Source organism: Chryseobacterium sp. RU33C, from assembly GCF_900156015.1.
GTDB lineage: Bacteria > Bacteroidota > Bacteroidia > Flavobacteriales > Weeksellaceae > Chryseobacterium > Chryseobacterium candidae.
In genome coordinates, this window is the sequence record NZ_FTMT01000001.1 from 116312 (window position 1) to 140705 (window position 24394).

Sequence of the window (24394 nt, forward strand, 5' to 3'; positions counted from 1 at the left end):
GATTATTTGCTTTATTCTTTTTATTGTTCTATAAATAAAAAGCCCCGAAAATGACTTTCAGGGCTTCTATTGGTTAAAAAATTGATTAGATTTAAATTCTTTCGTTTTTAATCTCCTCTACAATTTCAGGATTTAAAAGCGTACTGATGTCGCCAAAATTACTGAAGTCGCCTTCTGCAATTTTTCTCAATATTCTACGCATAATTTTTCCGGAACGTGTTTTCGGAAGACCGGAAACGAACTGTATTTTATCCAGTTTCGCAATCGGACCTATCTGATCTGAAATCAGTTGGTTAATTTCTTTCTTCAGATTTTCTTTGTCACGGCCTTCTCCGGTTTCTTTAAGCATTACATAGCCGTACAACGCATTTCCTTTGATATCGTGAGGGTATCCTACAATTGCGGATTCTGCAACAGCCGGATGCTGGTTGATACTGTCTTCAATAGGTGCTGTCCCAAGGTTGTGCCCTGAAACAATGATCACATCATCTACGCGGCCCGTAATTCTGTAATAGCCAACTTCATCCCTCAATGCACCGTCTCCGGTAAAGTATTTCCCGGGAAATGCGGTGAAATAGGTTTCTTTATACCTTTGGTGGTCGCCCCAGATGGTTCTCGCGATTCCCGGCCATGGAAAACGGATACAAAGATTTCCGGTTACCTGGTTTCCTGTGATTTCATTTCGTTTATCATCCATCAGAACTGGCTGTACGCCTGGAAGTGGAAGAGTAGCATACGTTGGTTTGGTTGGGGTTACAAAAGGAAGTGGTGAAATCATAATTCCTCCTGTTTCTGTCTGCCACCATGTATCTACGATCGGACATTTTTTCTTTCCGACATGATCATTGAACCAGTGCCAGGCTTCATCATTGATAGGTTCTCCTACAGATCCGATCACTTTCAGAGAGCTTAAATCATGTTTGTCTACCCATTCTGTACTTTCTTTGGCTAAAGAGCGGATAGCGGTAGGAGCGGTATAAAACTGAGTGATTTTATGTTTTTCAATCACTTCCCAGAAACGATCTGGTTCAGGATACGTAGGAACTCCTTCGAAAATTACAGTGGTAGCTCCATTCAATAATGGTCCGTAAAGAATGTAGGAATGTCCGGTGATCCATCCGATATCTGCGGTACACCAGTAAATATCATTTTCTTTATAATTAAAGACATTTTTGAAGGTATAAGCGGTGTAAACCATATAGCCGGCGCAGGTATGAAGCATTCCTTTGGGCTTTCCTGTAGATCCGGAAGTATATAAAATGAAAAGCGGATCTTCAGAATCCATAATGACAGTAACGAAATCAGGAGAAGCTTTCTCATACAGATCGGCCATCCAGTAATCTCTTCCTTCTTTCATTGTAATTTCGTTGTGGGTTCTCTTTACAACAAGAACTTTCTCAACTGTCGGTGTTTTTTCAAGCGCATCATCTACAATCGTTTTCAGGTCGAGAACTTTATTTCCTCTGTAGCTTCCATCTGATGTGATGACCATTTTGGCTTCACAGTCATTGACCCTTGATGCAACTGCTGAAGCTGAAAATCCTGCAAAAATAACAGAATGTACGGCACCCAGTTTTGCACAGGCAAGCATCGTAACAGCCAGTTCAGGGATCATTGGAAGATAAATGCAGACTCTGTCTCCTTTTTCAATTCCCATATCCCTTAAAATATTGGCTGTTTTATTAACACGCGTATACAGCTCATGGTAGGAAATATGCTGAGCTTCTTCCTTGGGATCATTAGGTTCCCAGATGATTGCTGTTTTTTCTCCTCTTATGGTAAGATGTCTGTCTATACAGTTTTTGGTAATATTGAGTTTCGCATTTTTGAACCAGGTAATCTTGGCTTCATTCATGTCGTACTTAACAACCTTGCTCCATCTTTGGTACCACACGAAGTTCTGATCCGCTACCTTATCCCAGAACTTTTTAGGATTTTTGATAGACTTTTTATAGTCTTCAAAATATTGTGGTAAATCTTCTATCAGGTAATTTCTCATATCCCTTTTGTTTTTTGAAATTTGAATTTATTATATTTTAAATTTATGTTTAATTTCTGGTTTAAGCCCTGTATTCCTCAATTTTTCCCTGAATTTCATCAATAATTTTTTCATCATCAATGGTGGACGGGATCTGGAAATCTTTGCCGTCAAGCAATGTTCTTATCAACTTTCTTAGAATTTTTCCGGATCTTGTTTTGGGTAAGCGTTTGACAACCATTACATTTTTTAAAAAAGCTACTGCTCCGATTTTGTTGCGAACCATCTGAATAATGTCTTTTTCAATATCTTCTTCAGAGATCGCTGAACCGTTCTTTAAAACCACCGTAGCAAAAGGAATCTGTCCTTTTAAGTCGTCATCAATACCTACCACAGCGCATTCTGCGACATCCGGATGCGAGGAAACAATTTCCTCCATTTCGGAAGTGGAAAGCCTGTGTCCTGCCACGTTGATCACATCATCCACTCTTCCTGTAATGAAAATATAACCGTCTTCATCCTGAATAGCACCATCTCCTGAAAAATAATATCCTTTATACTGAGACAGATAGCTGCTTTCAAAACGGGCGTAGTCTTTCCATATTCCAAGCATCGCGCCGGGTGGGAGAGGAAGTTTGATCACCAGATAGCCTTCATGGTGAGGATCAAGCTCAAATCCGGTTTCATCAAATATTTTAATATCATATCCCGGAACTGGTTTTCCTGCAGAAGCTCTTTTAATCTGATAGCTGTCGTCATGCGTCAGTAATCCAAGCATTGGCCAGCCGGATTCTGTCTGCCACCAGTGGTCTATTGCCGGAACACCGATATGTTCTGCAAACCAGTCCAAAGTAGCCACATCACATCTTTCCCCGGCCAGAAACTGCTTTTTGAAATGGGTTAAATCGTATTTTTTTACCAGTTCTCCATTAGGATCTTCTTTTTTTATAGCCCTGATCGCAGTAGGTGCTGTAAACATTACAGAGACTTTATATTCTGAAATAATTCTCCAGAAAGTGCCTGCGTCAGGAGTCATGATTGGTTTACCTTCAAAAATAATAGTCGTATTTCTGTTGATTAATGGTCCGTACACAGAAAAACTATGTCCTACAGCCCATCCGAAGTCTGAAGCAGCCCAATACGTTTCTCCCGGCTCAACACCATAGACGTAAGTCATTGAGAATTGTAATGCCGTGGCATAACCTCCGGTATCACGAACGATGCCTTTAGGCTTTCCGGTAGTTCCTGAGGTATAAAGAAGGTAAAGCGGATGAGTTGATTCTACAGAAACACAGTCTGCGGGAGCTGACTTTTCTACTAATTCTTCATAATCGATTAGCCCTTCAAACATTTCATCCTTATTATCGACCAGTTTTCTGTTGTATACTATAATATTATCTACTTTATCCTGTGCCAGTTCAATTGCTTTTTCTACCAGTGGCAGATAAGGAATTCTCCTGGCGATTTCTACTCCCGCTGTAGCGGTGATCAAAACTTTAGGTTTACAGTCATCAATTCTTACAACAAGCTCATGAGGAGCAAACCCTCCGAAAACCACATTATGAATAACCCCGATTCTAGCGCATGCAAGCATAGCAAAAAGAGTCTGTGGAATCATAGGCATATAAATGACCGCGGTGTCTCCTTTTTTTAATCCCAAAGAGGCCAATCCGCCCGCCAGTTTTGCAATTTCCTCCTTTGCCTGGTTGAAAGTATAGGTTTTCTTTTGATGGGTTACGGGAGAATCATAAACGATGGCAGCCTGATCTCCAAATCCGTCTTCAATGTGTTTGTCAATACATAAGTAACACATATTGAGCTTTCCGTCTGAAAACCACTGTGGGTAATCGTTTTCACCATGGGAAAGAATTTGTTGGGGAAATTCAAACCATTTGATTTCTGCTGCCTGTTTTTTCCAGAAGTCTTCTTTGTTTTCTATACTTTGTTTAAATAATGTATCTGTTTCCATGTAAATAGTTGTATGTTTCGTTTAATACTCTTGTCAAGGTTTTAAACCTTGACAAGGGTAAGTAGTTGTGTTATTGCTAGCCGAAGGCGAAGCAATCTCTTAAAACATTTCCTCAATCTGCTGCATCAGTTTCTTAATAGAGTATGGTTTTGTGACATAGGCATCCGCACCCATTTCCAGTCCTTTTTCTATATCTCTGGGATTATTTTTTGCACTCAGAAAGATCACTTTGGTGTCTTTCAGTTTTTCTTCCTGTTTAATAAGATCTAAAGTGCTGTAACCATCGAGGTTGGGCATCATAATATCGAGAAGAATCACGTCCGGTATCATTGTTTTCAGGAATTCAAGGACTTCTGTTCCGTCACGGGCAATATAGACGTCATATCCGTTTTTCTTAAAGCTGTATTCTAACGACATTAATATTTTGTGTTCGTCATCCGCAATGATTATCTTTTTCATAAGAAGGTTTTAATGGTGTTCAACTTCATTGGTAATTTCTTTTTTCGTTTTTTCGGGAATGCTGATGGTGAAAGTTACGCCCAGTCCGCTGTTTTCTGCTTTTATTCTTCCTCCGTGTGCCTCTACAATTTTTTTGGAAATGGCCAATCCCAGTCCGCTTCCGGTAGGCTTTAAAATATTCTGATTTTTTGATTGATAAAACTTGTCAAAAATCATTTCCAGATCCTCTTCCGGAATATGCTTTCCGGTATTGAAAATGGAGATGGTCAGCTGATCCTCTTTTTTAAATAATTTGGTTTGAATTGTTCCTTGTTCTTCTGTGAATTTTAAGGCATTCCCCCAGATATTCTGAAACAGTTGTATCATTCTCGCTTCATCATATTCAAATATAAACTGATTCAGAAGATTAACTTCACTTAAATGAATGTTTTTCTGCTGTATAAGATGAAGAAGGGGATTTAAGGCTTTTTTATATGTTTCAACAATATTGTTTTCCTGGATATGTAAAGAGATTTCACCATGCTGTAATTTGTCCAGATAAAGAATGTCATTGATGATTTCACTTAATCTGTCGGATTCTGTGATGATGTTGTTCAGAAACTCCTGTTTGATGTCAAAAGGAATATCATCATCATCGGCTAAAATTTCTCCCGCAGAACGGATGGCTGTAATCGGAGTTCTCAGCTCGTGGGCAACAGAGTCCAGAAAGTCGTCTTTTTGACGGTCTTTGATGATCAGGCTTTCATTGGCTGTTCTCAGATCATCAGAAAGTTTCTGCAGTTCTTCAGACTGTTCGGTAAGCTTTTTATTTAAGCTGATATTTTCCTGTGATTCTTCAAGGATATTCAAAACTTCTTTCAACGATATTTTATCTTCCTTGGTTACCCCTTCTATCAATATTTTTGCGGAGGCAGTACCAATTCTTCCGGCCAAAAGATTTTCTGAGAATTTGATAAACCTTGAATCAGCAGTTTCCGTTTTGGAATCAATATTATATTTTAAATTGAAAATTCTTAGTGCCTGTTCCGTTTTATTTTTGCCTAAGAAACGTTCCAGAATGTTCTGGATATCCGAAATATAAGCCGTTCCGCGCCAGATGAAAGCATTTTCGTGATTCTGAATATACTTGTCTATATCTACATACAGCTCTGCAAAGTTTCTTTCGCGGTAATTTCCTTTGGAGCTTACAGATACGATTGTAAATAAGCTTGTGTTCACCAGCATCGACCAGAAAAAGATCTGTGGAATCCTTCCCAAAAAAGGAATGGTGAAAAAACCAAAAGCATTATACATTTCCCTGAGGACTCCTTTGAATTCCTGATTGTACGAAAAATAATACTGGGGAATAATGAGCCCGAAATAACAGATGGCCAATCCGGCTAAAAGTCCTGCAACAGCACCTTTATAACTTCCTCTTCTCCAGAATAAAGCTCCGAAAAATGCAGGTGCCAATTGTGCAATCACTACAAATGAGATTAATCCTACCGAATCCAGTGATGTTTTCAGGATGAAATATTTATAGAAGGCAAAAGCCATGATGATCAGTGCAAAAATGCTGAACTTTCTGATATTGGTAATGCTTCTGGTATTTTTTTCTTCATTTTCAGATTTTAATTTTCCCAGTAATCCGTATGGAATGATGAGATTGTTGGAAAGCATTATGGATAGAGTAATAGCAGAAATAATAATCATGGAAATACATGAGCTCAATCCGCCAAGAAAAACAAACACAGTAATTAAAGTATTGTCAAAATGCTGTGGAATCAGAATAGAGTAGAATTCGGGATTTACTTTCTGTCCGTCAAAAATTAATCTTCCTCCCCACGCAATCGGGAAAATAAATATAGTGAAGATTAAAAGATAAAGCGGAAAAAACCAAATGGCTGTTCTGATATGTTTTTCCTGTCTGTTCTCAACAATGGCGGTGTGGAACTGTCTTGGCAAAATGCAGATTGCTGTGGCAGAAATCATACAAAGAACCATCCAGTTCATCGCACCTTCAATGCCATTGAAGGTGTTTTTTTCTTTAAAATCCTCAAACTTACTGGCTTTCTCATAGATATCTGAGAATCCGTCAAAGACATAATAAATGACAAAAAATCCGAGAATAATAATAAAAAACAGTTTTAAAAAGCTTTCCAGAGCAATTGCCGAGATAATTCCAAGCCGCTTTTCAGAAGCATCTACATATCGTGTTCCGTAATAAGAAGAAAATAAGGCGATTAAAACCACAACGAAAGTTGCGTTATCAGTCAGGATATCCTTCGACATCGGAGTTTCTGTCACTAAGTGAAAGGTTTCAGAAATAGCTTTAATCTGCAGCCCGATATAAGGAACGATCGCCAGAAGACAGACTATAGTGATGATAGCACTCAGGCTTCTGCTGTTGCCGTATCTTAATGAAATGAAATCGGCAAGGCTGCTTATTTTATTGACTCTGGAAATCCTTACAATCCGGGTATTGATGTAAATCCATGCCGGAATTATCATAATAGGACCAATATAAATCGGAAGATAGTTTAGTCCGCTTGTAGCTGCCACGCCAATACTTCCATAATACGTCCAGGCAGTACAATATACAGCAAGGGACAGAGCGTAGATATATGGATTATTGATCCATAATTTACTTCTTTTCTTCTCTGCTAAATGAGCAACTAAGAAAAGGAGAGCCAGATAAAACAGAACGACAAAAAATAATGCGAAACTATTCATCATGTCTTTTTACAATTACAAAAGAAATCACAATGGAAATCATCCAGACCACGAAAAGGTAAATAAGGATCATTGGATAGCCCAAAACTTCCCTGTCACTGTTGAAAAGAAGTGAAATAGGAATGCTGAAAGCAATCATGAGCCCTACGCTCAGTATGATAAGTTTTTGTTCGTGTCTTTTTTTCATAAATGATTTTGATAAAAGATAATTGATGAATGACTGCATTCATCAATTATCTGTTTTTTGCTTTTAAATTTTATGGTCGGAATATTCTCCTTTTAAGGCATAATATCCGAAAATAGCCATTCCGCCTGAGATAATCGGCATCAGTACAAAGAGAATGATGATCCCAAAAACCAGATCTTCCTGTTTTCCGGATGCGATTTTAGGGATTCCCAATACCGTAATTCCGAAATAGCCTACAATCACCGCAATAGCGATCCAGAGAATGCCTAATATTTTTTTTAGTCCGTTCATTTTAGTAGTTTTAAAATTAATAAAAATTTGAGTGATTCAGTGCTTAATCGTGAAGATTGTTGTTCTTATTTTTAAGATAAAATAATCCGATAATCAAACATACTCCTGCAACTCCAATCGGGTACCAGAGTCCTTCCAGATACCATGTCTCGTGGCCCGCTTCTTTTCCTGTAGTCACCAGATAAGTAGCCACTGCCGGAAGAAGTCCTCCAAATACTCCGTTTCCGATGTGATAAGGTAATGACATTGAGGTATAACGGATTCTCACAGGGAACATTTCAACAAGGAAAGCAGCGATAGGCCCGTAAACCATTGTCACAAAGATCACTTGAATGAATACAAGGAATACCAGATACCATTTGGTGTCGTCACTTAATTGTAAACTTTGAGAAACTTTGGCTTCTTCAGGTTTTCCGTCTTTCATAACAACTCCTGAGGGAGACCAGTGAACGATGCTGTCTTTTTTAATTAAAGTTCCATCTGTATAAAGAGTTTCTTTGTGAAAAGTTATTAAACTGTCTGTTGCGATATCGTTGTGGATCTTTGCCGTTCTTTTTTCTGTAATTCCATTCGCAGCAACTGTTTTATTTTCAAGGTTTACACTTTTAAACATGCTGTCGTAAATAGGTCTGTAAGCTAAAATAGCGATCAGCATTCCGGTCATCATTACAGCTTTTCTTCCGATTTTATCAGAAAGCCACCCGAAGAATACAAAGAAAGGAGTTCCTAAAAACAAAGCGGTAGCCATGAGTGAATCTACCTGTGCAGATTCTACATTCATAACTTTTTGAAGGAAACTCATTGCATAGAACTGACCTGTATACCAGATCACCCCTTGTCCCATGGCAGCCCCGAATAAAGCCAATAGTACAAACTTGAAATTGTATTTATTTCCGAAACTTTCTTTTAAAGGGTTTTTGGAAGTTTTACCTTCACTTTTAGCCTTAGCAAAAAGAGGAGATTCTTTCATATTCTTTCTGATAATGTAGGATACAGCCACCATTAAAATGGAAATCCAGAAAGGAACTCTCCATCCCCAGGTATCAAATTCTTCTGCCGAAAGAGTTGTTTTGGTGATCAGAATAACGATTAATGAAATGAAAAGTCCGGCTGTTGCTGTAGTCTGGATCCATGAGGTCCAGTAACCTCTTCGGTGAGGTTGGGCATATTCTGCTACATACGTAGCCGCACCTCCGTATTCACCTCCTAAAGCAAGCCCCTGAAGTAATCTTAAAATTAAAACTAAAACCGGTGCCAGAAATCCAATAGTTTCATAGCTTGGAATACATCCGATCAGGAAAGTGGAAAATCCCATAATCAGTAATGTAACCAGGAAAGTATATTTTCTTCCGATAAGATCTCCCAGTCTTCCGAAAAATAATGCTCCGAAAGGTCTTACCACAAATCCGGCGGCAAAAGTAGCCAGGGTGGATAAAAATGCTGCGGTAGGATTATCCGCAGGGAAAAATTTGGTCGCTAAAACAACGGCTAAACTCCCGAAGATGTAAAAGTCGTACCATTCTATTAATGTTCCGAGTGATGAGGCAGTGATCACGCTCCAGATGGTGCGGTTTTTCTGCCTGTCGGTCATATTTTCGTAGCTTTCGTGATGATTTTCGCTCATATTGATTAGTTTTTGATGTTAGTAGAATAGGATGTTAATTTGATTTTTTTAACCATTAAGGGCTTTAAATAATTAAGTTTAATGCTTTGGGGCTATTTCAAAAGTGTCATTCTGAATGAAATGAAATGTAATGAAGAATCTCATGTGTGACTGGTTGTTAGTAAGATTCTTCCTTCGTCAGAATGACAAGAGTCAAATTATTTGAATTTTGGGAATGTATCCCTAATTCATCTTACAATCTTTATTATTCTTAATGGTTTAAGTCTTACAAATAGATTTGAAACTGTACGATAAATTCTCCTTTTGAAGAAGGGCTTTCCGTAGGGTTCGTATAAACCGGTCTTGTTGAATATTGTGTTGTTATTTTAGCATGATGCCCATCTATAAACCAGTTGGCTCCGACATCAAACTGGGATGAAGATTTATCAAAAGCCTCAAAACTTTTGTGCGTATAAGCCGCGAAAGGCTGTATTCTGATTTTTGGCTTTTCTGCCTGGCTTGGTAATAGCAAACCAGCCTGTGCGTAGATAATATTACCTGTCCCGATGGTTGGCTGTAGATTTCCCGGTCCCGCAATGGCTTTATTGCCGATGAAATTAGGATCTGATGCTCCGATGTTCATCGTTCCCAGATTTCTTACATAATTCGGTCCGAAATTGTAATTATAATATCCGGCATAGGCAGAAACGGCCATTTTGTTTTTTGCTTCGCCCAAAGGAATATCCGCAAAAGCATCTACTGCAAAAAGAGTGATATCATGCTTTTCAATGTTTGAATTGACAGAAGTTCTTGTTCCGTCAGCCTGATGATAAAAGCCGGCACCTACGTTGAATACTTTTTTTGTTCCAAGGTAAGATCCTACTTTAAAAGGAAGGGTATTGGACTCTTCATCCAGAAATTGATACTCAACATATCCCGCTTTTGAGAAACTGGGATTTCCGTTATTGTCCACTGCCACGGCTTTTGCAGGATCTGTTACATTCATAGGAATAAGATCTGTAGCGAAGGGTTTGTTTAAGCTGAAACGATATTCCAGTTTTCCATACTTTCCTTTAGCAAACATTCCGAGCTGTCTTGCAAACTGATCTGAGTTATCGATTAAAGGCCATGAAAAAACAGGAGAATCTAATGTAAGGAAATTAAGCGTGGATGCCATAGTCATTCGGGAAAGTCCCATGTAATAATGAAGCCCTGCCCCTAAAGATAAACTGAATTTTCCTGCTTCTCCAGGTAAAATAACTGCGTATTCATTCCAGGCATCATGAAAAAATAGCTGCGTTTTCTTTCCGTTGCCATAACCTCCTGTGCCTGAAGTACCTGAAGCGCCGCCATTAATAAAAGTCTGATTATTAATACCGAAATGGAGTAGAATCATATATCTTTTTGAGATCTGTGCATAGGCTAAAGCACGTAATCTTCTGTTTCCCAGACTCCATGAATTATCGGTGGGTTCACCGCCTACCATAGTTCCGGGGTTCATGGAAGTATTTCTTACCCAAAACTGGTCCCATAAAATAAATCTGACGAATTTATCACCGTTGGGGTTGAGGTTGAGTTTTAAGCCACTGCCATAATCAGGAGAACCTTGTGAGTATACGGAACTGCTGATTAAAGCTAATCCAATGAATGTAAGTAATTTCTTCATAAATTATCAATTTTTGGCGTTGTTTTTTGTGAATACCAAATTGTAATTAATAATTTATTTATGAAAATTTAATATATATTAGTGGTAATAGTATAGTTATTATTTTCCAAACTTTCGGACTTCAGGCTGTGGAGTTTTAATATAAATGATTCAAGTGATTGATATTTAATGTTATATTAAATCTTGTACCTTGTATTTCGCATCCTGTAATCCGAAACCTCGCCTCATGCACTACGCTTACTTCTTAAACCGCTCCCATTTAATCAGCATATACTTATCTGCGAATTGGGTAATGATAATTCCTGAGTTTTTAATGTTTTCTTCCTGCGCGATATATTCAATGAGTTCGTTTTGCTTTAATATTTTATAAACAGGATGGAATTCAGAATGAGGAGGTCTTGTGATATTGTACTTTTTGATCCATGAACTTATGGTAACGTGTGAAACGCCGATAATTCTTTCAATTTCACGGTAGCTTAGGCCCTCCAGATAGAGCTGAAGCGCTTTGGTGACATAGTAATCGTCAATTTGTTTTCCCAGTTTTTTAACGGTAAAATAATAATGACAGTCTTTGCAGTGAAAGCGCTGTTTTTCATTAATGATGCCGCTTTTAACTACTTTGATACTCTTACATTTTGGGCAGGTATTTTCCATAACTATATTATTTTAGCAAATATATAATAAATTAGCAAATGTATATTTTTCAATAAAGATAATTTTACCTGTTTAAAATTTTAAAACAAAAAAAATATCTTTTTTATTTGGATTTAAAAGAAATTATATTTTAAATTTGCCAAAAAATTTAGATAAATAAATGGAAATAGAAATTTCCTCATGCGAACATCTAATGTATGTGAGTGAAATACAGCAGGAAATGTACGATTCTGCACAGCGTAGAGGAACGGGTATCGCAAAACGTTCTATAGAATATTTGAGTAAGAAGATTTCAGAGGGCAATGCTGTGGTAGCCACTGAAAACGGTGAGTGGGTAGGTTTCTGTTATATAGAGACCTGGTCACATGGGAAGTTTGTGGCTAATTCGGGGCTGATTGTGTCACCGAAATTCAGGAACGGGGGAGTGGCAACTCAGATCAAGCAGAAAGTTTTCCAGTTATCTAGAGACAAATATCCGGATGCGAAAGTATTTGGATTAACAACAGGTTTGGCAGTGATGAAAATTAATAGTGATTTGGGATATAAACCAGTGATCTATTCTGAACTGACTCAGGATGAAGAATTCTGGAACGGATGCAAGAACTGTGTGAACTATGAAATTTTAATGATGAAGGAACGCAAAAACTGTTTGTGTACAGCGATGCTGTTTGTTCCGGAAAACGATAAAAAAAAAGAGGAGGTAGTGAATAATCTGCCTGAAAATAAATATGATGGGATGATTCAGAAAGATTTTGATAAATTCCATGTGACCATTAATAAAAATAAAAAGAGTCCAGATGAAAAAGAAAGTCATCTTAGCGTTTAGCGGAGGTTTGGATACTTCCTACTGTGCTAAGTATCTTAGTGAAACACTAGGGTATGATGTGTATGCCGTTACTGTAAATACCGGAGGTTTTTCAAAAGAAGAGGAAAAAGAGTTGGAGAGAAAAGCCTTAAACCTTGGAGTAAAGGAATACAGGTGCGTAGACGCTCAGGAAGATTACTACAATTCATGTGTGAAGTATTTGATTTTCGGGAATGTGTTAAAAAATAATACTTATCCTTTATCTGTAAGTGCTGAGCGTACTATTCAGGCACAGGAAATTGCAAAATACGCCATTGAAGTACAGGCAGATGCTATTGCTCACGGAAGTACAGGAGCGGGAAATGATCAGGTTCGTTTTGACTTGATTTTCCAGGTGATGTGTCCGGATATTGAAATCATTACGCCCATTCGTGATATGGCTTTGTCCCGTGAAGAAGAAATTGAGTTTTTAAAAGATCACGGCTATGACATGGAATTCCAGAAGGCTCAGTATTCCGTAAATAAAGGGCTTTGGGGAACTTCTGTAGGAGGAAAGGAAACTTTAACGTCAAGAAATTACCTTCCGGAAGAAGCTTTTCCGTCTCAAATCAAAGAAACTCAGCCTTCAGAACTTGAGATTGAGTTTAAAAACGGAGAAGTGGTAGGAGTGAACGGAAAAAGCTTTGAACATTCTGTATATGCCATTCAAAAAATAGAAGAATTAGCTTCAGCGTATGGAATTGGCCGTGATATCCATGTGGGAGACACTATTGTTGGGATTAAAGGACGAGTGGGATTTGAAGCAGCTGCAGCATCCGTGATCATCAAAGCACATCATTTATTAGAAAAACATACGCTTTCAAAATATCAGCAAATGATGAAGTCGCAGTTATCCGACTGGTACGGAAACTGGCTTCATGAAGCACTTTTCTTAGATCCTGTGATGAGAAATATTGAGTCTTTCTTGGTAGATTCTCAGAAAACAGTAACGGGGAAGGTATTTGTAACCCTTCATCCATACAGATTTATTCTTAACGGAATTGAATCTGATCATGATCTGATGTCCGACAAATTCGGAAGCTATGGAGAAGCGAACAGAGCATGGACGGGAGATGACGTAAAAGGATATACAAAAATTGTCAGCAACTCTTTAAATATATACCATCAGATTAATCAAAATATCAACTAGTTCCGAAGGGACGATGTAATGAAAGACAGAACAAAATGCTGTCAGAATCAAAATGAAGAAAACAGTAGGAATCATTGGTGCCAACGGTTATACAGGAAGTGAGCTGATACGCTTACTGGCTTTTCATCCCCATGTGACATTGAGTTTTTTATATAGCCGTTCGAATTCGGGAACAAAAATTTCAGATCTGTACCCGGATTTAACGACGGTTTGTGAAATGGTTTTGACTGATAAACCTGAAGATGTAGATATTCTTTTTCTGTGTCTTCCGCATAAAGAAAGTCAAAACTGGTTAACTCAGAATCCTGTCAAAGATGAAACGCTGGTGGTTGATCTCGGAAACGATTTCCGTTTAGAAGGAAGTTTCGGAAACAGAGATTTTATCTACGGATTGCCGGAAATCAATAAAAAACAACTGACGGGTGCGAAAAGTATTGCCAATCCAGGATGTTTTGCAACGGCGATTCAATTGGCTTTGCTGCCATTAGCAGAAAAAGGAATGTTACATGAAGTCTTTACTACAGGGATTACAGGTTCTACAGGAGCCGGACAGTCTTTGCAGGCAACCACTCATTTTACTTGGAGAAATGATAATGTTTCAGCTTATAAAACATTAACTCATCAGCATGTCGATGAGATTTTGCAGCAGCTGATTTCATTCAACAATAAAGAAGTAAACCTGAATTTTGTTCCATGGAGAGGAGATTTTGCAAGAGGAATTTTTACAAGTTCCACCATGAAGACAGATTGGGAGCTGGCGGAAATAGAAAAATTATATCAGGATTTTTATGCAGAGGAGCCTTTTGTTACCGTAAACAGGAAGGCGGTTGATTTAAAGCAGGTTGTCAATACCAATCGCTGTGTGATTCAGATCGAAAAGAGTGGGAATGTTGTCGTTATTCACTCAGCGATTGACAATTTGTTAAAAGGTGCTTCAGGACAGGCGGTACAGAATATGAATCTGGCCATGAACTGGGATGAAAATGCAGGACTGAATTTGAAGCCAATAGCCTTCTAAATTGACAATAAATAATTGAGAATTTTAAACAAGAAGTAAATCCGACTTAGGAAAATGGAGCGTTAAGAAAATTAATTCTATGAACGTTAAGAAAATTCTACTGTTCGAAGTGCGAGGAAAATAAAGAACCGAAGAACCAATTTGGATTTCGCACAAGTTTTAGAATTTTTAGAGAATAGAACTAATTTTTAGCGGAAGTTTCCAGGTCTTGAACTTTTGTTTCTTTTGTTTCAAGACAAAAGAAAGATAAAAAAACAAAAAATGAATTTATTCAACGTATATCCATTATTCAACATCAATCCGGTAAAAGCTCAGGGATCATTTCTTTGGGATGATAAAGGGGAACAATATCTTGATTTTTACGGAGGTCATGCTGTGATTTCTATCGGGCATAACCACCCGCATTATCAGAATAAGCTGAAAGATCAGCTGGAAAAAATTTCCTTTTATTCTAATTCTGTTCAGAATGAATTACAGATTGAACTGGCAGAAAAGCTTGGAAAACTTTCAGGATATGAAGATTACAATCTTTTTTTATGTAATTCTGGGGCGGAAGCCAATGAAAATGCATTGAAGCTGGCTTCATTCCATAACGGGAAAAGCAAGGTGCTTTATTTCTCTGGTTCATTCCATGGAAGAACTTCAGCTGCGGTTTCAGTGACTGATAATCCTAAAATTGTAGCTCCTGTTAACTTTTCAGAAAGATTCATCAGATCAGAATGGAATGATGTACAACAGCTTGAAGAAACCTTTGAGAAGTTTGGAAGTGAAATCTCTTCCGTTATCATTGAAGGAATTCAGGGAGTAGGCGGAATTATGATTCCAACACCGGAATTTTTATCCAAAATCAAAGAATTGTGTGAAAAATATGATGCTGTTCTTATTTTGGATGAAGTGCAGTCCGGATATGGAAGAAGCGGATATTTCTTTGCCCATCAGAAATTTGGTGTAGAAGCGGATATTATTACGACTGCAAAAGGAATGGGGAACGGATTTCCTGTTGGTGGAGTTTTGATTCATCCTAAGTTTCAGGCGAGCAATGGTTTGCTGGGAACTACATTCGGAGGAAATCATCTTGCCTGCGCTGCTTCAATTGCTGTGCTGGACGTGATGAAAGATGAAAATCTTATCGAAAACGCTCAGAAGATGGGCGAATATATTGAAAATGAAATTAAAGATTTACCACATATTACATCCATCCGAAGGAAAGGATTGATGATCGGAATAGAACTCGACAGAGACTGTTCGGAAATAAGGAAAAGCTTATTGTTTGATCATCATATTTTCACAGGAAACTCGAATGATAAAACAGTATTAAGGATTCTTCCTGCACTCAATATCAAAAAAGAGGAAACGGATCTTTTCATCAATGCTTTGAAAGCAGTATTGGGAAATATCTAAGGGTTGAAGAACAAAGCTGCAAAAGGGTTAAAAAACTTAAAATAGTACACAATACCTGTCATTCTGAATGTAACGAAGTGGAGTGAAGAATCTCAGAATGACAAAACAACCGTCAATTGCTGAGTGAAACGTCCTTGCGAACGGAAAAAACATCAGTGAAAAGCGTTCCGTTATTGCGTTAAAACTCTCAAAAATGTGTAAACAAAATCTTTAAAATCAATTTAAAATGAAATGGATATTCCATATGTCCATTGAAAAAAAATAGAAAATACCAAATGAAAAAATTTACCTCTGTAAGTGATGTAGAAAACTTACAGGAAATCATAAAAAAAGCTTTACAGATAAAAGCAGATCCTCTTACCGAAACAGAAAAAGGAAAGGGAAAAACAATCGGACTTGTATTTTTAAACTCAAGTTTGAGAACCCGTCTGAGCAGTCAGATTGCGGCTCAAAATTTAGGGTTGAATGTTTTGACATTAAATGCAGCACAAGAAGCCTGGAATCTTGAATTTGCAGACGGAGCAGTAATGAACGGTGATACAGTGGAACATATCAAAGATGCGATTGAAGTGTTAAACCAATATTGTGATATCATCGCTGTGCGTTGTTTTGCAGGAATGAAAAGCAAAGAAGATGATGTGAATGAAAGTATCTTAAGCCAGTTTGAAAAGCATGCAAAAGTACCTGTTATTTCATTGGAATCTGCTACCCGCCATCCACTGCAAAGTTTAGCAGACTGTATCACCATTACAGAAAACTGGAAAAAAGACCATAAACCCAAAGTGGTATTGACCTGGGCACCGCATATCAAACCTATTGCTCATGCCGTTGGAAATTCTTTCGCAGAATGGATGCAGGAAATGGATGTTGAGTTGGTGATTACAAATCCTGAGGGATATGATTTAGATAAAAACTTCACAAAAGATGTGAAAGTAATTCATGATCAGGATGAAGCGTTGAAAGATGCAGATTTTATCTATGTAAAAAACTGGTCATCTTTTGATGACTATGCAGCAATGCCTGAAGTGAAAGGGGATTGGATGCTGACCAAAGAAAAACTATCCCATACCAATGAAGCAAAAGTAATGCACTGTCTTCCGGTTCGCCGTAATGTGGAACTGAGTGATGAAGTGATGGATGGAGATCATTCTATCATTTACCAGCAGGCAAAAAACCGTATTTTCTCCGCACAGGCTGTGTTCAGTGAAATTTTAGATGAATTAAAAGCTTAAAATAATCCTTGTCAAGGTTTAAAACCTTGACAAGGATAGAAAAGAGTAAAAATCACAAAACGTTTACAATGAAAGAAAAGTTATACATCATAAAAATTGGAGGAGCTTTAATTGATGATGAGGAATTGTTAACCCAATTCTTAGAACAATTTTCTGAAATCCAGGAAAAGAAAATCCTTGTTCATGGCGGCGGAAAGCTGGCGACAACGCTGGCTGATAAACTGGGGATCGAACAAAAGATGATCAACGGAAGAAGGATTACGGATAAAGAGACACTGGACATTGTAACGATGGTATATGCGGGAGTAATCAATAAAAATATTGTAGAGAAGCTGCAGCAGAAAAAGTGCAATGCCATAGGATTTTCCGGAGCAGACGGAAATTTAATTAAAGCTAAGAAAAGAGAACATCCTGAAATCGATTTTGGATTTGTGGGGGATATCACCAAGAAAAGTGTGAACAGGAAACTGGTATCAAAACTAATCAAGCTGAATCTTGTTCCTGTGTTTTCTGCGATTACCCACGATAGAAAAGGAAATCTTTTCAATACCAATGCAGATACTATTGCTTCTGTGATGGCGCAGGCTCTTTCGGAGAAATATGAAGTTGAATTATTATACTGTTTTGATAAAGAAGGGGTTTTAGAAGATGTAAATGATCCTGAATCTGTTATTAAAAGTGTAACTGAGGAAGATTTCACCACATTAAAAGAAGAAGGAAAGCTTCACAAAGGGATTTTACCCAAACTTGAAAATGCTCTTGGAGCTGTAAAAAATAATGTAGAGAAAGTGTTTCTGATCAAAGAAACAGAATTGAAAAACCATATAGAAAATCATCATGCAGGAACTGAAATCTGTTTATAATAAAGAAGAACTGTTGAATAATGCGGTCGGATTGCTTAAAAATTTGATTGAGATTCCTTCATTCAGTAAAGATGAGTTTAATACATCGGTAGAAATTGAAAATTTTTTCAAAAAACATCAGATTCCTGCCAAACGTTTTAAAAACAATATCTGGGCGGTGAACAAACACTTTGATGTTTTTAAGCCTTCCGTTTTACTGAATACACATCATGATACGGTAAAACCCAATAAAGCGTATACGCTGGATCCGTTTGTTCCTGTTGAAAAAGACGGCAAGATTTTCGGATTGGGAAGTAATGATGCCGGAGCTTCTCTGGTTTCTATGGCACAGGTTTTTTTACATTTTTATGATAAAGAGGATTTAAAATATAATTTAGTTATTGCTTTGACGGCAGAGGAGGAGATCTCAGGATTTAATGGAATTGAAGCTCTGTTTCCGCAGCTACCCAATGTAGAACTCGCCATTGTAGGAGAACCCACGCAGATGAATCTGGCGATTGCAGAAAAAGGACTTTTGGTGATTGATGGAGAAATGAAAGGGACTCCTTCTCATGCCGCTCATCCTAATGATGATAATTCAATTATAAAATGTATGCAGGATCTGCAGAATATTTTAGACTTTAAATTTCCAAAGGTTTCAGAATATCTGGGCGAAGTTAAAGTTACTTTATCAGGAATTCATGCAGGAGTACAGCACAATGTCGTTCCGGAGTCTTGTAATTTCACGTTGGATGTAAGGGTAACTGACGAATATTCTAATCAGGAAGCATTTGATATCATCCAGTCTCAGATGAAATCTACTTTAACGGCAAGATCATTCAGGCTGAATTCCTCAAAAATCGAAATGGATCACCCATTCGTAAAAGCAGGAGTTGAAATCGGAAGGACAACTTACGGTTCACCAACCTCTTCAGATCAGGCAATTATTCCTTGTACATCAGTGAAAATTGGCCCTGGAGACAGTAGGCGCTCTCATACAGCAGATGAATTTATCTATATCCATGAAATAGAAGAAGGAATAGAAATTTACATCAGAATCTTAGAAAAAGTGTTATAAAGAAAGGAAGAATGAAGTGGGAAGCTGGAAGTTTGTTACAGTTTGTAATTCAATTCCGGTCTCCATCCTCAGGCTTCCAGCTCAATATATGTTTTGACCCCGCCCGGCAGGCACTTGAAGTTTAGTTTTTAATAAGATTTATGCAAAAAAGAAAATTAGAAATGAAAGCTTTACATAAGGAAATGTTTTTTTATAGTTAATAGTAATAAGGATTGCCTTGCCGGGCATGTCAAAACCAACAAATATTTTAAATCAAATATGATCATGAATCACTACCAGCGAATTTTTCTGGTAATATAACAGACAGAAGTGGTGATTGCATATGATTTAAAAAAAATAAACAATTACATATGAAAAAGATATGGCAGAAGGATGACCTTGCCACCAATATATTAGTCAATAATTTCACAGTCGGTAAAGATCTTGACTTTGATGAACGTTTAGCCAAATATGACGTGAAAGGTTCTGTGGCGCATTGTAAAATGCTGGCAGAAACCGGAATTATCACTCAGGAAGAATCGGAGCAGATGCTGTCTGTTTTATATCATATTTTAAATCAGATTGAGGATGGAACTTTTGAAATTGATAAAGATGCTGAGGATATCCATTCTCAGGTAGAAGCAATCCTGATTGAAGAATTAGGAGATACAGGAAAGAAAATCCATACGGCAAGATCAAGAAACGATCAGGTTTTACTGGATATCAAATTGTATTTATTGGATGAAATCCGTGAGATTACAGCCCTTACAGATCAGTTTTTCCAGATTTTAATTCAGCTGGCGGATCAGCATAAAAACGTTCTGCTTCCGGGTTATACCCATTTGCAGATTGCAATGCCTTCATCATTCGGATTATGGTTCGGAGCTTATGCTGAAGCGCTTCTGGATGATGTGGAAATGCTGTTTTCAGTAAAAAATATCATTAATAAAAATCCATTAGGATCAGCGGCTGGTTATGGTTCTTCTTTTCCGATTAACCGTGAAAGCACCACTTATAATCTGGGCTTCCAGTCCATGAATTATAATTCTGTGTACGCTCAGATGACCCGTGGGAAATCGGAAAAAATGCTGGCCATGGCCATGGCTACTTTGGCCGGAACACTTGGGAAATTTGCTTACGATGTGTGCCTGTATCTGAGCCAGAACTTTGATTTTATCAGCTTTCCAAAGGAATTTACTACAGGAAGCAGTATAATGCCTCATAAAAAGAATCCGGATATCTTTGAGCTGGTTCGTGCACGATGCAACAGAATCCAGTCACTTCCGAATGAATTGATTCTATTGACAAGCAATCTGCCTTCAGGATATCACAGAGATGTGCAGTTGACGAAAGAAATACTTTTCCCAGCGATAGATTCTTTAAAGGAATGTCTGGAAATTTTAAGCTATACTTTACCGAATATTCAGGTAAAAGACGGAATTCTGGAAGATGAAAAGTACAAATATCTTTTCAGCGTAGAAAAGATTAATGAAGAAGTGAAAAACGGAAGCTCATTCCGGGACGCTTATGTAAAAGTAGGGCAGGAGATCGAAAACAATGCATTTGAATTTGAACCCGGAAACCTTGAACATACTCACCAGGGAAGTATTGGGAATCTTTGTCTGGATAAAATAGAATATCAGTTTAATAAACTGAAAAATAAATTATTGGGTTAGAATCTAAGCCATTAAGGTCAGCAAAAACTTAAGCAAAATCAGTGGAATTTCTAAAATTATTTTAGCCTGCTGCCTTTTCGTTGTGAAAGCCTTAATCTTAAATCTTATCTGCTTAAGTGATCTTAATGGCTTGATTTTACTCTGCTCTTTGAATTTGATGATTGATTTTGAAACTATGAGTATAGTTGAAAAATTAAGATTGGCTGTATTAATTTTATCGGAGATAAAATCTTTGCGCCTTATAGCATAAAGTTGATAAATTTCTTTGCGTCTTTGCGTTTTTCTAACAAAATAAAATATTCAAAATACGATATGTTGGTAAGCGCAAAAGGCGCAAGGAATAAAACAAATATGTGTGAGGATTTCAAGGCGCAAGAAAATCAAAGATTTTCATCAAGAAGTTTAAATCAGTTTTGTTTAAAAATAGAAGGATTATTCCAGATCAATTTTAAACTTGGTAGATTTTTTTACCTCGTGAAGTACGATAGAACTGTGATATTGGCCGATATTGGGAATATTTGAAATAACATTAACAGCAAATTCGTTATAAGAATTGATGTCTTTGGCAATAATCTTCAGCATATAGTCATATTCTCCGGAAAGGCTGATGATTTCCTGTACTTCATCATATTTTCCGATATGGTTCTCAAAGGTTTCCAATACTTTCTTGGATTGTTCCTTAAGACGGACGTTACAGTAGACCACAATATTTAAACCCAGTTTTTCACGGTTTAAAAGCCCGACATATTTCTGAATGATCCCCTGCTTCTCCAATTGTTTGATGCGTTCATAAGTAGGAGTAAAGGTAAGGCCTATCTTTTCGGAAATTTCCTTAACCGAAAGTGTGGAATCTTCCTGAATAATGCTGAGAATCATTTTGTCTTTTAAATCCATAAAATAAAGTTGTGGCTAACAAAAATATTAATTTTAAATGAGAATAAGGAAGTACTTAAGTTTTTAATTTATTTTAAACATAATTTTTGCTGGTTCATAAAATTGTTATATCTTTGCAGCTAATGAATAAAAAAGCATTTATATCATTAGATTTACCGGGCGAGAGCGCCCTTTACGATATTTATTGTTATTAGCGAAGATTGTTGTCTTCGCTTTTTTTATGTCCAAAAATTAGAAATATGTTTACGATTACAGAACTAAGCACCGAGAGAATCAACAGTATACTGACAGAAGCACTGGCTTTTGCAAACGGTAAAACTGCTAAAATTGAAGGAGAAGTTTTTTGCTCAAATCTTTTCTTCGAAGACAGTACAAGAACAAAAACAAGTTTTGATCTTGCAGAAAGAAAGCTGGGACTTCAGGTAGTTCCCTTTGATGCATCGCACAGTTCGGTAAACAAAGGCGAAAGTCTTTATGACACCGTAAAGACTATTGAAAGTATAGGAGTAAACCTTGTGGTGATCCGTGATAAGAAAGACAGATACTTCGAGGAACTGAAAAATATTAATATTCCGGTGATCAACGGAGGAGATGGAACAGGAAACCACCCTTCACAATGTATGCTGGATCTGCTGACGATCTATCAGGAATTCGGAAAGTTTGAAGGATTGAAAGTAGGAATTGTAGGAGATGTAAAACACAGCCGGGTAGCGAACTCCAATGCGGAGGCTTTAAGAAGGTTAGGCGCTAAAGTATACTTCTCAGGACCGGAACAGTGGTTTGACGAAGGAGCCTTAATCAACGGGACTTATATGTCAGTAGATGAACTGATCGGCGAAGTGGATGTTTTAATGCTATTAAGAATCCAGCACGAAAGACACGATGCCGCAATGAGCTTCACCGCTTCAGAATACCATAAAAGATATGGACTGACCAAAGAAAGAGAAAAGGCCATGAAAAAAGAATCGATCATCATGCATCCGGCACCCATCAACAGAGGAGTGGAAATAGATTCAGATCTTGTAGAATGCGAAAGATCAAGAGTTTTCAAGCAAATGCAGAATGGTGTTTTCGCAAGAATGGCCATTTTGAAAGAAGCATTGGAAACTAAAGGATATACTTTTAAATAAGAGCCAGGGCGAAAGTTAAAAGTTTAGAAGCCGCGTAGGGGCGGCCTGTTAATAGCAATGGGTGAAACCCATGAAAAAAAGGATGTAGACAATCCAAGCCCTGTAAGGGCGACCTGTTAATGACATATAATAAATAATAAGAGATAAAAGTTTAAAATGAAGAAAAAATTAATACTGGAGTCCGGTGAAGTGTTTCATGGAGAAGGTTTCGGAGCAGAATTGGAAACTGCAGGGGAAGTAGTTTTCAATACCGGAATGACAGGGTATCAGGAATTGATTTCTGACCCATCGTATTGCGGTCAGATAGTTTGTATGACCTATCCGCTTATCGGAAATTATGGTATTAACCGTGATGATTATGAAAGTATTGAGCCGGCAATCAAAGGGCTTATCGTAAAAGAACTTTGCGATCTTCCTTCCAATTTCCGTACTCAGATTACTTTAGACGAATTATTTAAAAAGAAAAACCTTTCAGGAATTTCAGGAATTGACACAAGAAGACTGACAAGAGTTCTTCGTAACCATGGAGTAGTAAAAGGAAAAATTGTAAATGCAGATACTGACGAAGCTGCAGTAGCTTCAGAATTGAAGGCAACGAGTTTCCCAATCAATCAGGTAGAGGAAGTTTCTACAAAAACACCTTATGCTAATCCAAACAGAGGTTTTAAAGTAGTATTGGTAGATTTCGGGGCAAAATTGGGAATTATCAGAGAACTGTCTCAAAGAAACTGTGATATCATTGTGGTTTCCCAGGATACTACAGCAGAAGAAATCCTGTTGATGGATCCGGACGGAATTATGTTGTCAAACGGTCCTGGTGACCCGGAAGATGTACCACATGCTTTAGATATGATCAGAGGATTATTAGGAAAAGTCCCAATCTTCGGAATCTGTTTGGGACACCAGCTGATTGGTCTTGCCTGTGGAGCGAAAACTTTCAAACTGAAATTCGGACACAGAGGAGGAAACCACCCGGTATTGGATCTGGAGAAAAATACAGTAGCTATTACTTCTCAAAACCACGGATACGCGGTAGATCAGGAAAGCTTAAAAGGAACAGATCTTATCGAAACGCACATCGCTTTGAATGACAGAACAAATGAAGGGTTGAAACATAAAATTCACCCTTGCTTCTCAGTTCAGTATCACCCTGAAGCGAGTCCTGGCCCGGAAGATGCAAACTACCTGTTTGATGAGTTCATTCAAATGATGGAGGACTTTAAAAAGTAAGATTCAAGAGCCAAGAACCAAGAGTCAAGACGTAAGAGAGAAAATATATGCACAACTTTGAAAAATTACTTTTCTGGCAGAAATCAATTGCATTGGCAAAACATGTATACATTGTTTGTCTAGAGATCAGTAATGATGAAAAGTATGGATTAATTTCACAGATTAAAAGGTGTACTATCTCTATTCCCTCTAACATTGCTGAAGGTTCTGGAAGAAATAGCAATAAAGAGTTTAATCATTTTCTTGCTATCGCTTTAGGTTCTGCATTTGAATTGCAAACTCAATTGATTCTGGTAAAAGAGTTGAATCTTTTAGCTGAAGAAAAAGTAAATGTTTTACTCAATGAAGTTTCTGAAATTCAAAGAATGATTTACTCATTTAAAAATAATTTAAAATAAAGT

Annotated in this window: 21 protein-coding genes; 11 read left to right on the plus strand and 10 right to left on the minus strand. The window is 37.5% G+C overall.

Annotated elements, in window-relative coordinates; genetic code table 11:
• Nucleotides 1–91 precede the first annotated feature (91 nt).
• The 9 genes from acs to BW946_RS00550 form a co-directional block, all read right to left on the minus strand.
• Nucleotides 92–1999, minus strand: coding sequence for an acetate--CoA ligase (gene acs, locus BW946_RS00510; protein ID WP_076594304.1), 1908 nt, complete (start codon nt 1997–1999; stop codon nt 92–94).
• Nucleotides 2000–2060: 61 nt separating this feature from the next.
• On the minus strand, nt 2061–3947 hold the full coding sequence (locus BW946_RS00515; RefSeq protein WP_076594305.1) for an AMP-binding protein: 1887 nt from the start codon (nt 3945–3947) through the stop codon (nt 2061–2063).
• A 99-nt stretch (nt 3948–4046) separates the two neighbouring features.
• Complete coding sequence (locus tag BW946_RS00520; protein ID WP_076594306.1) at nt 4047–4406, minus strand: response regulator transcription factor; 360 nt, start codon at nt 4404–4406, stop codon at nt 4047–4049.
• Between the two features lie 9 nt (nt 4407–4415).
• Nucleotides 4416–7118 (minus strand): sensor histidine kinase, encoded by a 2703-nt coding sequence (locus tag BW946_RS00525; RefSeq protein ID WP_076594307.1) that lies wholly within the window; start codon nt 7116–7118, stop codon nt 4416–4418.
• Nucleotides 7111–7305: a hypothetical protein gene (locus BW946_RS00530; protein ID WP_062670711.1), complete on the minus strand. Its 195-nt coding sequence runs from the start codon at nt 7303–7305 to the stop codon at nt 7111–7113. The genes BW946_RS00525 and BW946_RS00530 overlap by 8 nt, the downstream gene beginning before the upstream one ends.
• A 63-nt stretch (nt 7306–7368) precedes the next feature.
• Nucleotides 7369–7596, minus strand: coding sequence for a DUF6814 family protein (locus BW946_RS00535; RefSeq protein WP_076594308.1), 228 nt, complete (start codon nt 7594–7596; stop codon nt 7369–7371).
• 43 nt (nt 7597–7639) lie between these two features.
• Nucleotides 7640–9220 (minus strand): MFS transporter, encoded by a 1581-nt coding sequence (locus BW946_RS00540; protein WP_076594309.1) that lies wholly within the window; start codon nt 9218–9220, stop codon nt 7640–7642.
• Nucleotides 9221–9485: 265 nt separating this feature from the next.
• On the minus strand, nt 9486–10865 hold the full coding sequence (locus BW946_RS00545) for a porin (protein WP_076594310.1): 1380 nt from the start codon (nt 10863–10865) through the stop codon (nt 9486–9488).
• Nucleotides 10866–11102: 237 nt separating this feature from the next.
• Nucleotides 11103–11519 carry an IS1/IS1595 family N-terminal zinc-binding domain-containing protein gene (locus BW946_RS00550; RefSeq protein ID WP_076594311.1) on the minus strand — a complete coding sequence of 139 codons (417 nt, stop codon included), beginning with the start codon at nt 11517–11519 and terminating at the stop codon, nt 11103–11105.
• Between the two features lie 160 nt (nt 11520–11679).
• Between BW946_RS00550 and BW946_RS00555 the strand changes: the two genes are divergently transcribed.
• The 8 genes from BW946_RS00555 to argH all read left to right on the plus strand — a co-directional run bounded on the left by BW946_RS00555 (nt 11680) and on the right by argH (nt 20739).
• A complete protein-coding gene (locus BW946_RS00555) occupies nt 11680–12345 on the plus strand; it encodes a GNAT family N-acetyltransferase (RefSeq protein ID WP_076594312.1) in 666 nt (221 codons plus the stop codon).
• The gene (gene argG, locus BW946_RS00560) at nt 12317–13513 is read left to right on the plus strand and encodes an argininosuccinate synthase (protein ID WP_076594313.1); all 1197 of its coding nucleotides are present in this window, start codon (nt 12317–12319) and stop codon (nt 13511–13513) included. The genes BW946_RS00555 and argG overlap by 29 nt, the downstream gene beginning before the upstream one ends.
• A 52-nt stretch (nt 13514–13565) precedes the next feature.
• On the plus strand, nt 13566–14531 hold the full coding sequence (argC, locus tag BW946_RS00565) for an N-acetyl-gamma-glutamyl-phosphate reductase (RefSeq protein WP_083688750.1): 966 nt from the start codon (nt 13566–13568) through the stop codon (nt 14529–14531).
• Nucleotides 14532–14792: 261 nt separating this feature from the next.
• A complete protein-coding gene (locus BW946_RS00570) occupies nt 14793–15932 on the plus strand; it encodes an aspartate aminotransferase family protein (RefSeq protein WP_076594315.1) in 1140 nt (379 codons plus the stop codon).
• A gap of 275 nt (nt 15933–16207) precedes the next feature.
• Complete coding sequence (locus tag BW946_RS00575) at nt 16208–17164, plus strand: N-acetylornithine carbamoyltransferase (protein ID WP_076594316.1); 957 nt, start codon at nt 16208–16210, stop codon at nt 17162–17164.
• A gap of 68 nt (nt 17165–17232) precedes the next feature.
• The gene (gene argB / locus BW946_RS00580) at nt 17233–18027 is read left to right on the plus strand and encodes an acetylglutamate kinase (RefSeq protein WP_076594317.1); all 795 of its coding nucleotides are present in this window, start codon (nt 17233–17235) and stop codon (nt 18025–18027) included.
• Entirely contained in the window at nt 18002–19084 is a 1083-nt protein-coding gene (locus tag BW946_RS00585) for a M20 family metallo-hydrolase (protein WP_076594318.1), read from the plus strand. Before argB ends, BW946_RS00585 begins: the two co-directional genes overlap by 26 nt.
• Before the next feature lie 350 nt (nt 19085–19434).
• Nucleotides 19435–20739, plus strand: coding sequence for an argininosuccinate lyase (gene argH / locus BW946_RS00590; RefSeq protein ID WP_076594319.1), 1305 nt, complete (start codon nt 19435–19437; stop codon nt 20737–20739).
• 432 nt (nt 20740–21171) lie between these two features.
• Here argH and BW946_RS00595 read toward each other — a convergent pair whose 3' ends face one another.
• The gene (locus BW946_RS00595) at nt 21172–21633 is read right to left on the minus strand and encodes an Lrp/AsnC family transcriptional regulator (protein WP_002980286.1); all 462 of its coding nucleotides are present in this window, start codon (nt 21631–21633) and stop codon (nt 21172–21174) included.
• 239 nt (nt 21634–21872) lie between these two features.
• Between BW946_RS00595 and BW946_RS00600 the strand changes: the two genes are divergently transcribed.
• From BW946_RS00600 to BW946_RS00610, 3 genes are all read left to right on the plus strand, one after another.
• On the plus strand, nt 21873–22763 hold the full coding sequence (locus BW946_RS00600; RefSeq protein ID WP_076594320.1) for an aspartate carbamoyltransferase catalytic subunit: 891 nt from the start codon (nt 21873–21875) through the stop codon (nt 22761–22763).
• A 156-nt stretch (nt 22764–22919) separates the two neighbouring features.
• Entirely contained in the window at nt 22920–23993 is a 1074-nt protein-coding gene (locus tag BW946_RS00605) for a carbamoyl phosphate synthase small subunit (protein WP_076594321.1), read from the plus strand.
• Between the two features lie 47 nt (nt 23994–24040).
• Nucleotides 24041–24391, plus strand: a complete 351-nt coding sequence (locus BW946_RS00610; protein WP_076594322.1) for a four helix bundle protein — start codon at nt 24041–24043, stop codon at nt 24389–24391.
• Nucleotides 24392–24394: the final 3 nt, after the last annotated feature.

Bases quoted from the DNA above. Each gene is read 5' to 3' on its own strand.
- acs (WP_076594304.1), bottom strand. From the start codon at position 1,999: ATGAGAAATTACCTGATAGAAGATTTACCACAATATTTTGAAGACTAT.
- BW946_RS00515 (WP_076594305.1), bottom strand. From the start codon at position 3,947: ATGGAAACAGATACATTATTTAAACAAAGTATAGAAAACAAAGAAGAC.
- BW946_RS00520 (WP_076594306.1), bottom strand. From the start codon at position 4,406: ATGAAAAAGATAATCATTGCGGATGACGAACACAAAATATTAATGTCG.
- BW946_RS00525 (WP_076594307.1), bottom strand. From the start codon at position 7,118: ATGAATAGTTTCGCATTATTTTTTGTCGTTCTGTTTTATCTGGCTCTC.
- BW946_RS00530 (WP_062670711.1), bottom strand. From the start codon at position 7,305: ATGAAAAAAAGACACGAACAAAAACTTATCATACTGAGCGTAGGGCTC.
- BW946_RS00535 (WP_076594308.1), bottom strand. From the start codon at position 7,596: ATGAACGGACTAAAAAAAATATTAGGCATTCTCTGGATCGCTATTGCG.
- BW946_RS00540 (WP_076594309.1), bottom strand. From the start codon at position 9,220: ATGAGCGAAAATCATCACGAAAGCTACGAAAATATGACCGACAGGCAG.
- BW946_RS00545 (WP_076594310.1), bottom strand. From the start codon at position 10,865: ATGAAGAAATTACTTACATTCATTGGATTAGCTTTAATCAGCAGTTCC.
- BW946_RS00550 (WP_076594311.1), bottom strand. From the start codon at position 11,519: ATGGAAAATACCTGCCCAAAATGTAAGAGTATCAAAGTAGTTAAAAGC.
- BW946_RS00555 (WP_076594312.1), top strand. From the start codon at position 11,680: ATGGAAATAGAAATTTCCTCATGCGAACATCTAATGTATGTGAGTGAA.
- argG (WP_076594313.1), top strand. From the start codon at position 12,317: ATGAAAAAGAAAGTCATCTTAGCGTTTAGCGGAGGTTTGGATACTTCC.
- argC (WP_083688750.1), top strand. From the start codon at position 13,566: ATGAAGAAAACAGTAGGAATCATTGGTGCCAACGGTTATACAGGAAGT.
- BW946_RS00570 (WP_076594315.1), top strand. From the start codon at position 14,793: ATGAATTTATTCAACGTATATCCATTATTCAACATCAATCCGGTAAAA.
- BW946_RS00575 (WP_076594316.1), top strand. From the start codon at position 16,208: ATGAAAAAATTTACCTCTGTAAGTGATGTAGAAAACTTACAGGAAATC.
- argB (WP_076594317.1), top strand. From the start codon at position 17,233: ATGAAAGAAAAGTTATACATCATAAAAATTGGAGGAGCTTTAATTGAT.
- BW946_RS00585 (WP_076594318.1), top strand. From the start codon at position 18,002: ATGCAGGAACTGAAATCTGTTTATAATAAAGAAGAACTGTTGAATAAT.
- argH (WP_076594319.1), top strand. From the start codon at position 19,435: ATGAAAAAGATATGGCAGAAGGATGACCTTGCCACCAATATATTAGTC.
- BW946_RS00595 (WP_002980286.1), bottom strand. From the start codon at position 21,633: ATGGATTTAAAAGACAAAATGATTCTCAGCATTATTCAGGAAGATTCC.
- BW946_RS00600 (WP_076594320.1), top strand. From the start codon at position 21,873: ATGTTTACGATTACAGAACTAAGCACCGAGAGAATCAACAGTATACTG.
- BW946_RS00605 (WP_076594321.1), top strand. From the start codon at position 22,920: ATGAAGAAAAAATTAATACTGGAGTCCGGTGAAGTGTTTCATGGAGAA.
- BW946_RS00610 (WP_076594322.1), top strand. From the start codon at position 24,041: ATGCACAACTTTGAAAAATTACTTTTCTGGCAGAAATCAATTGCATTG.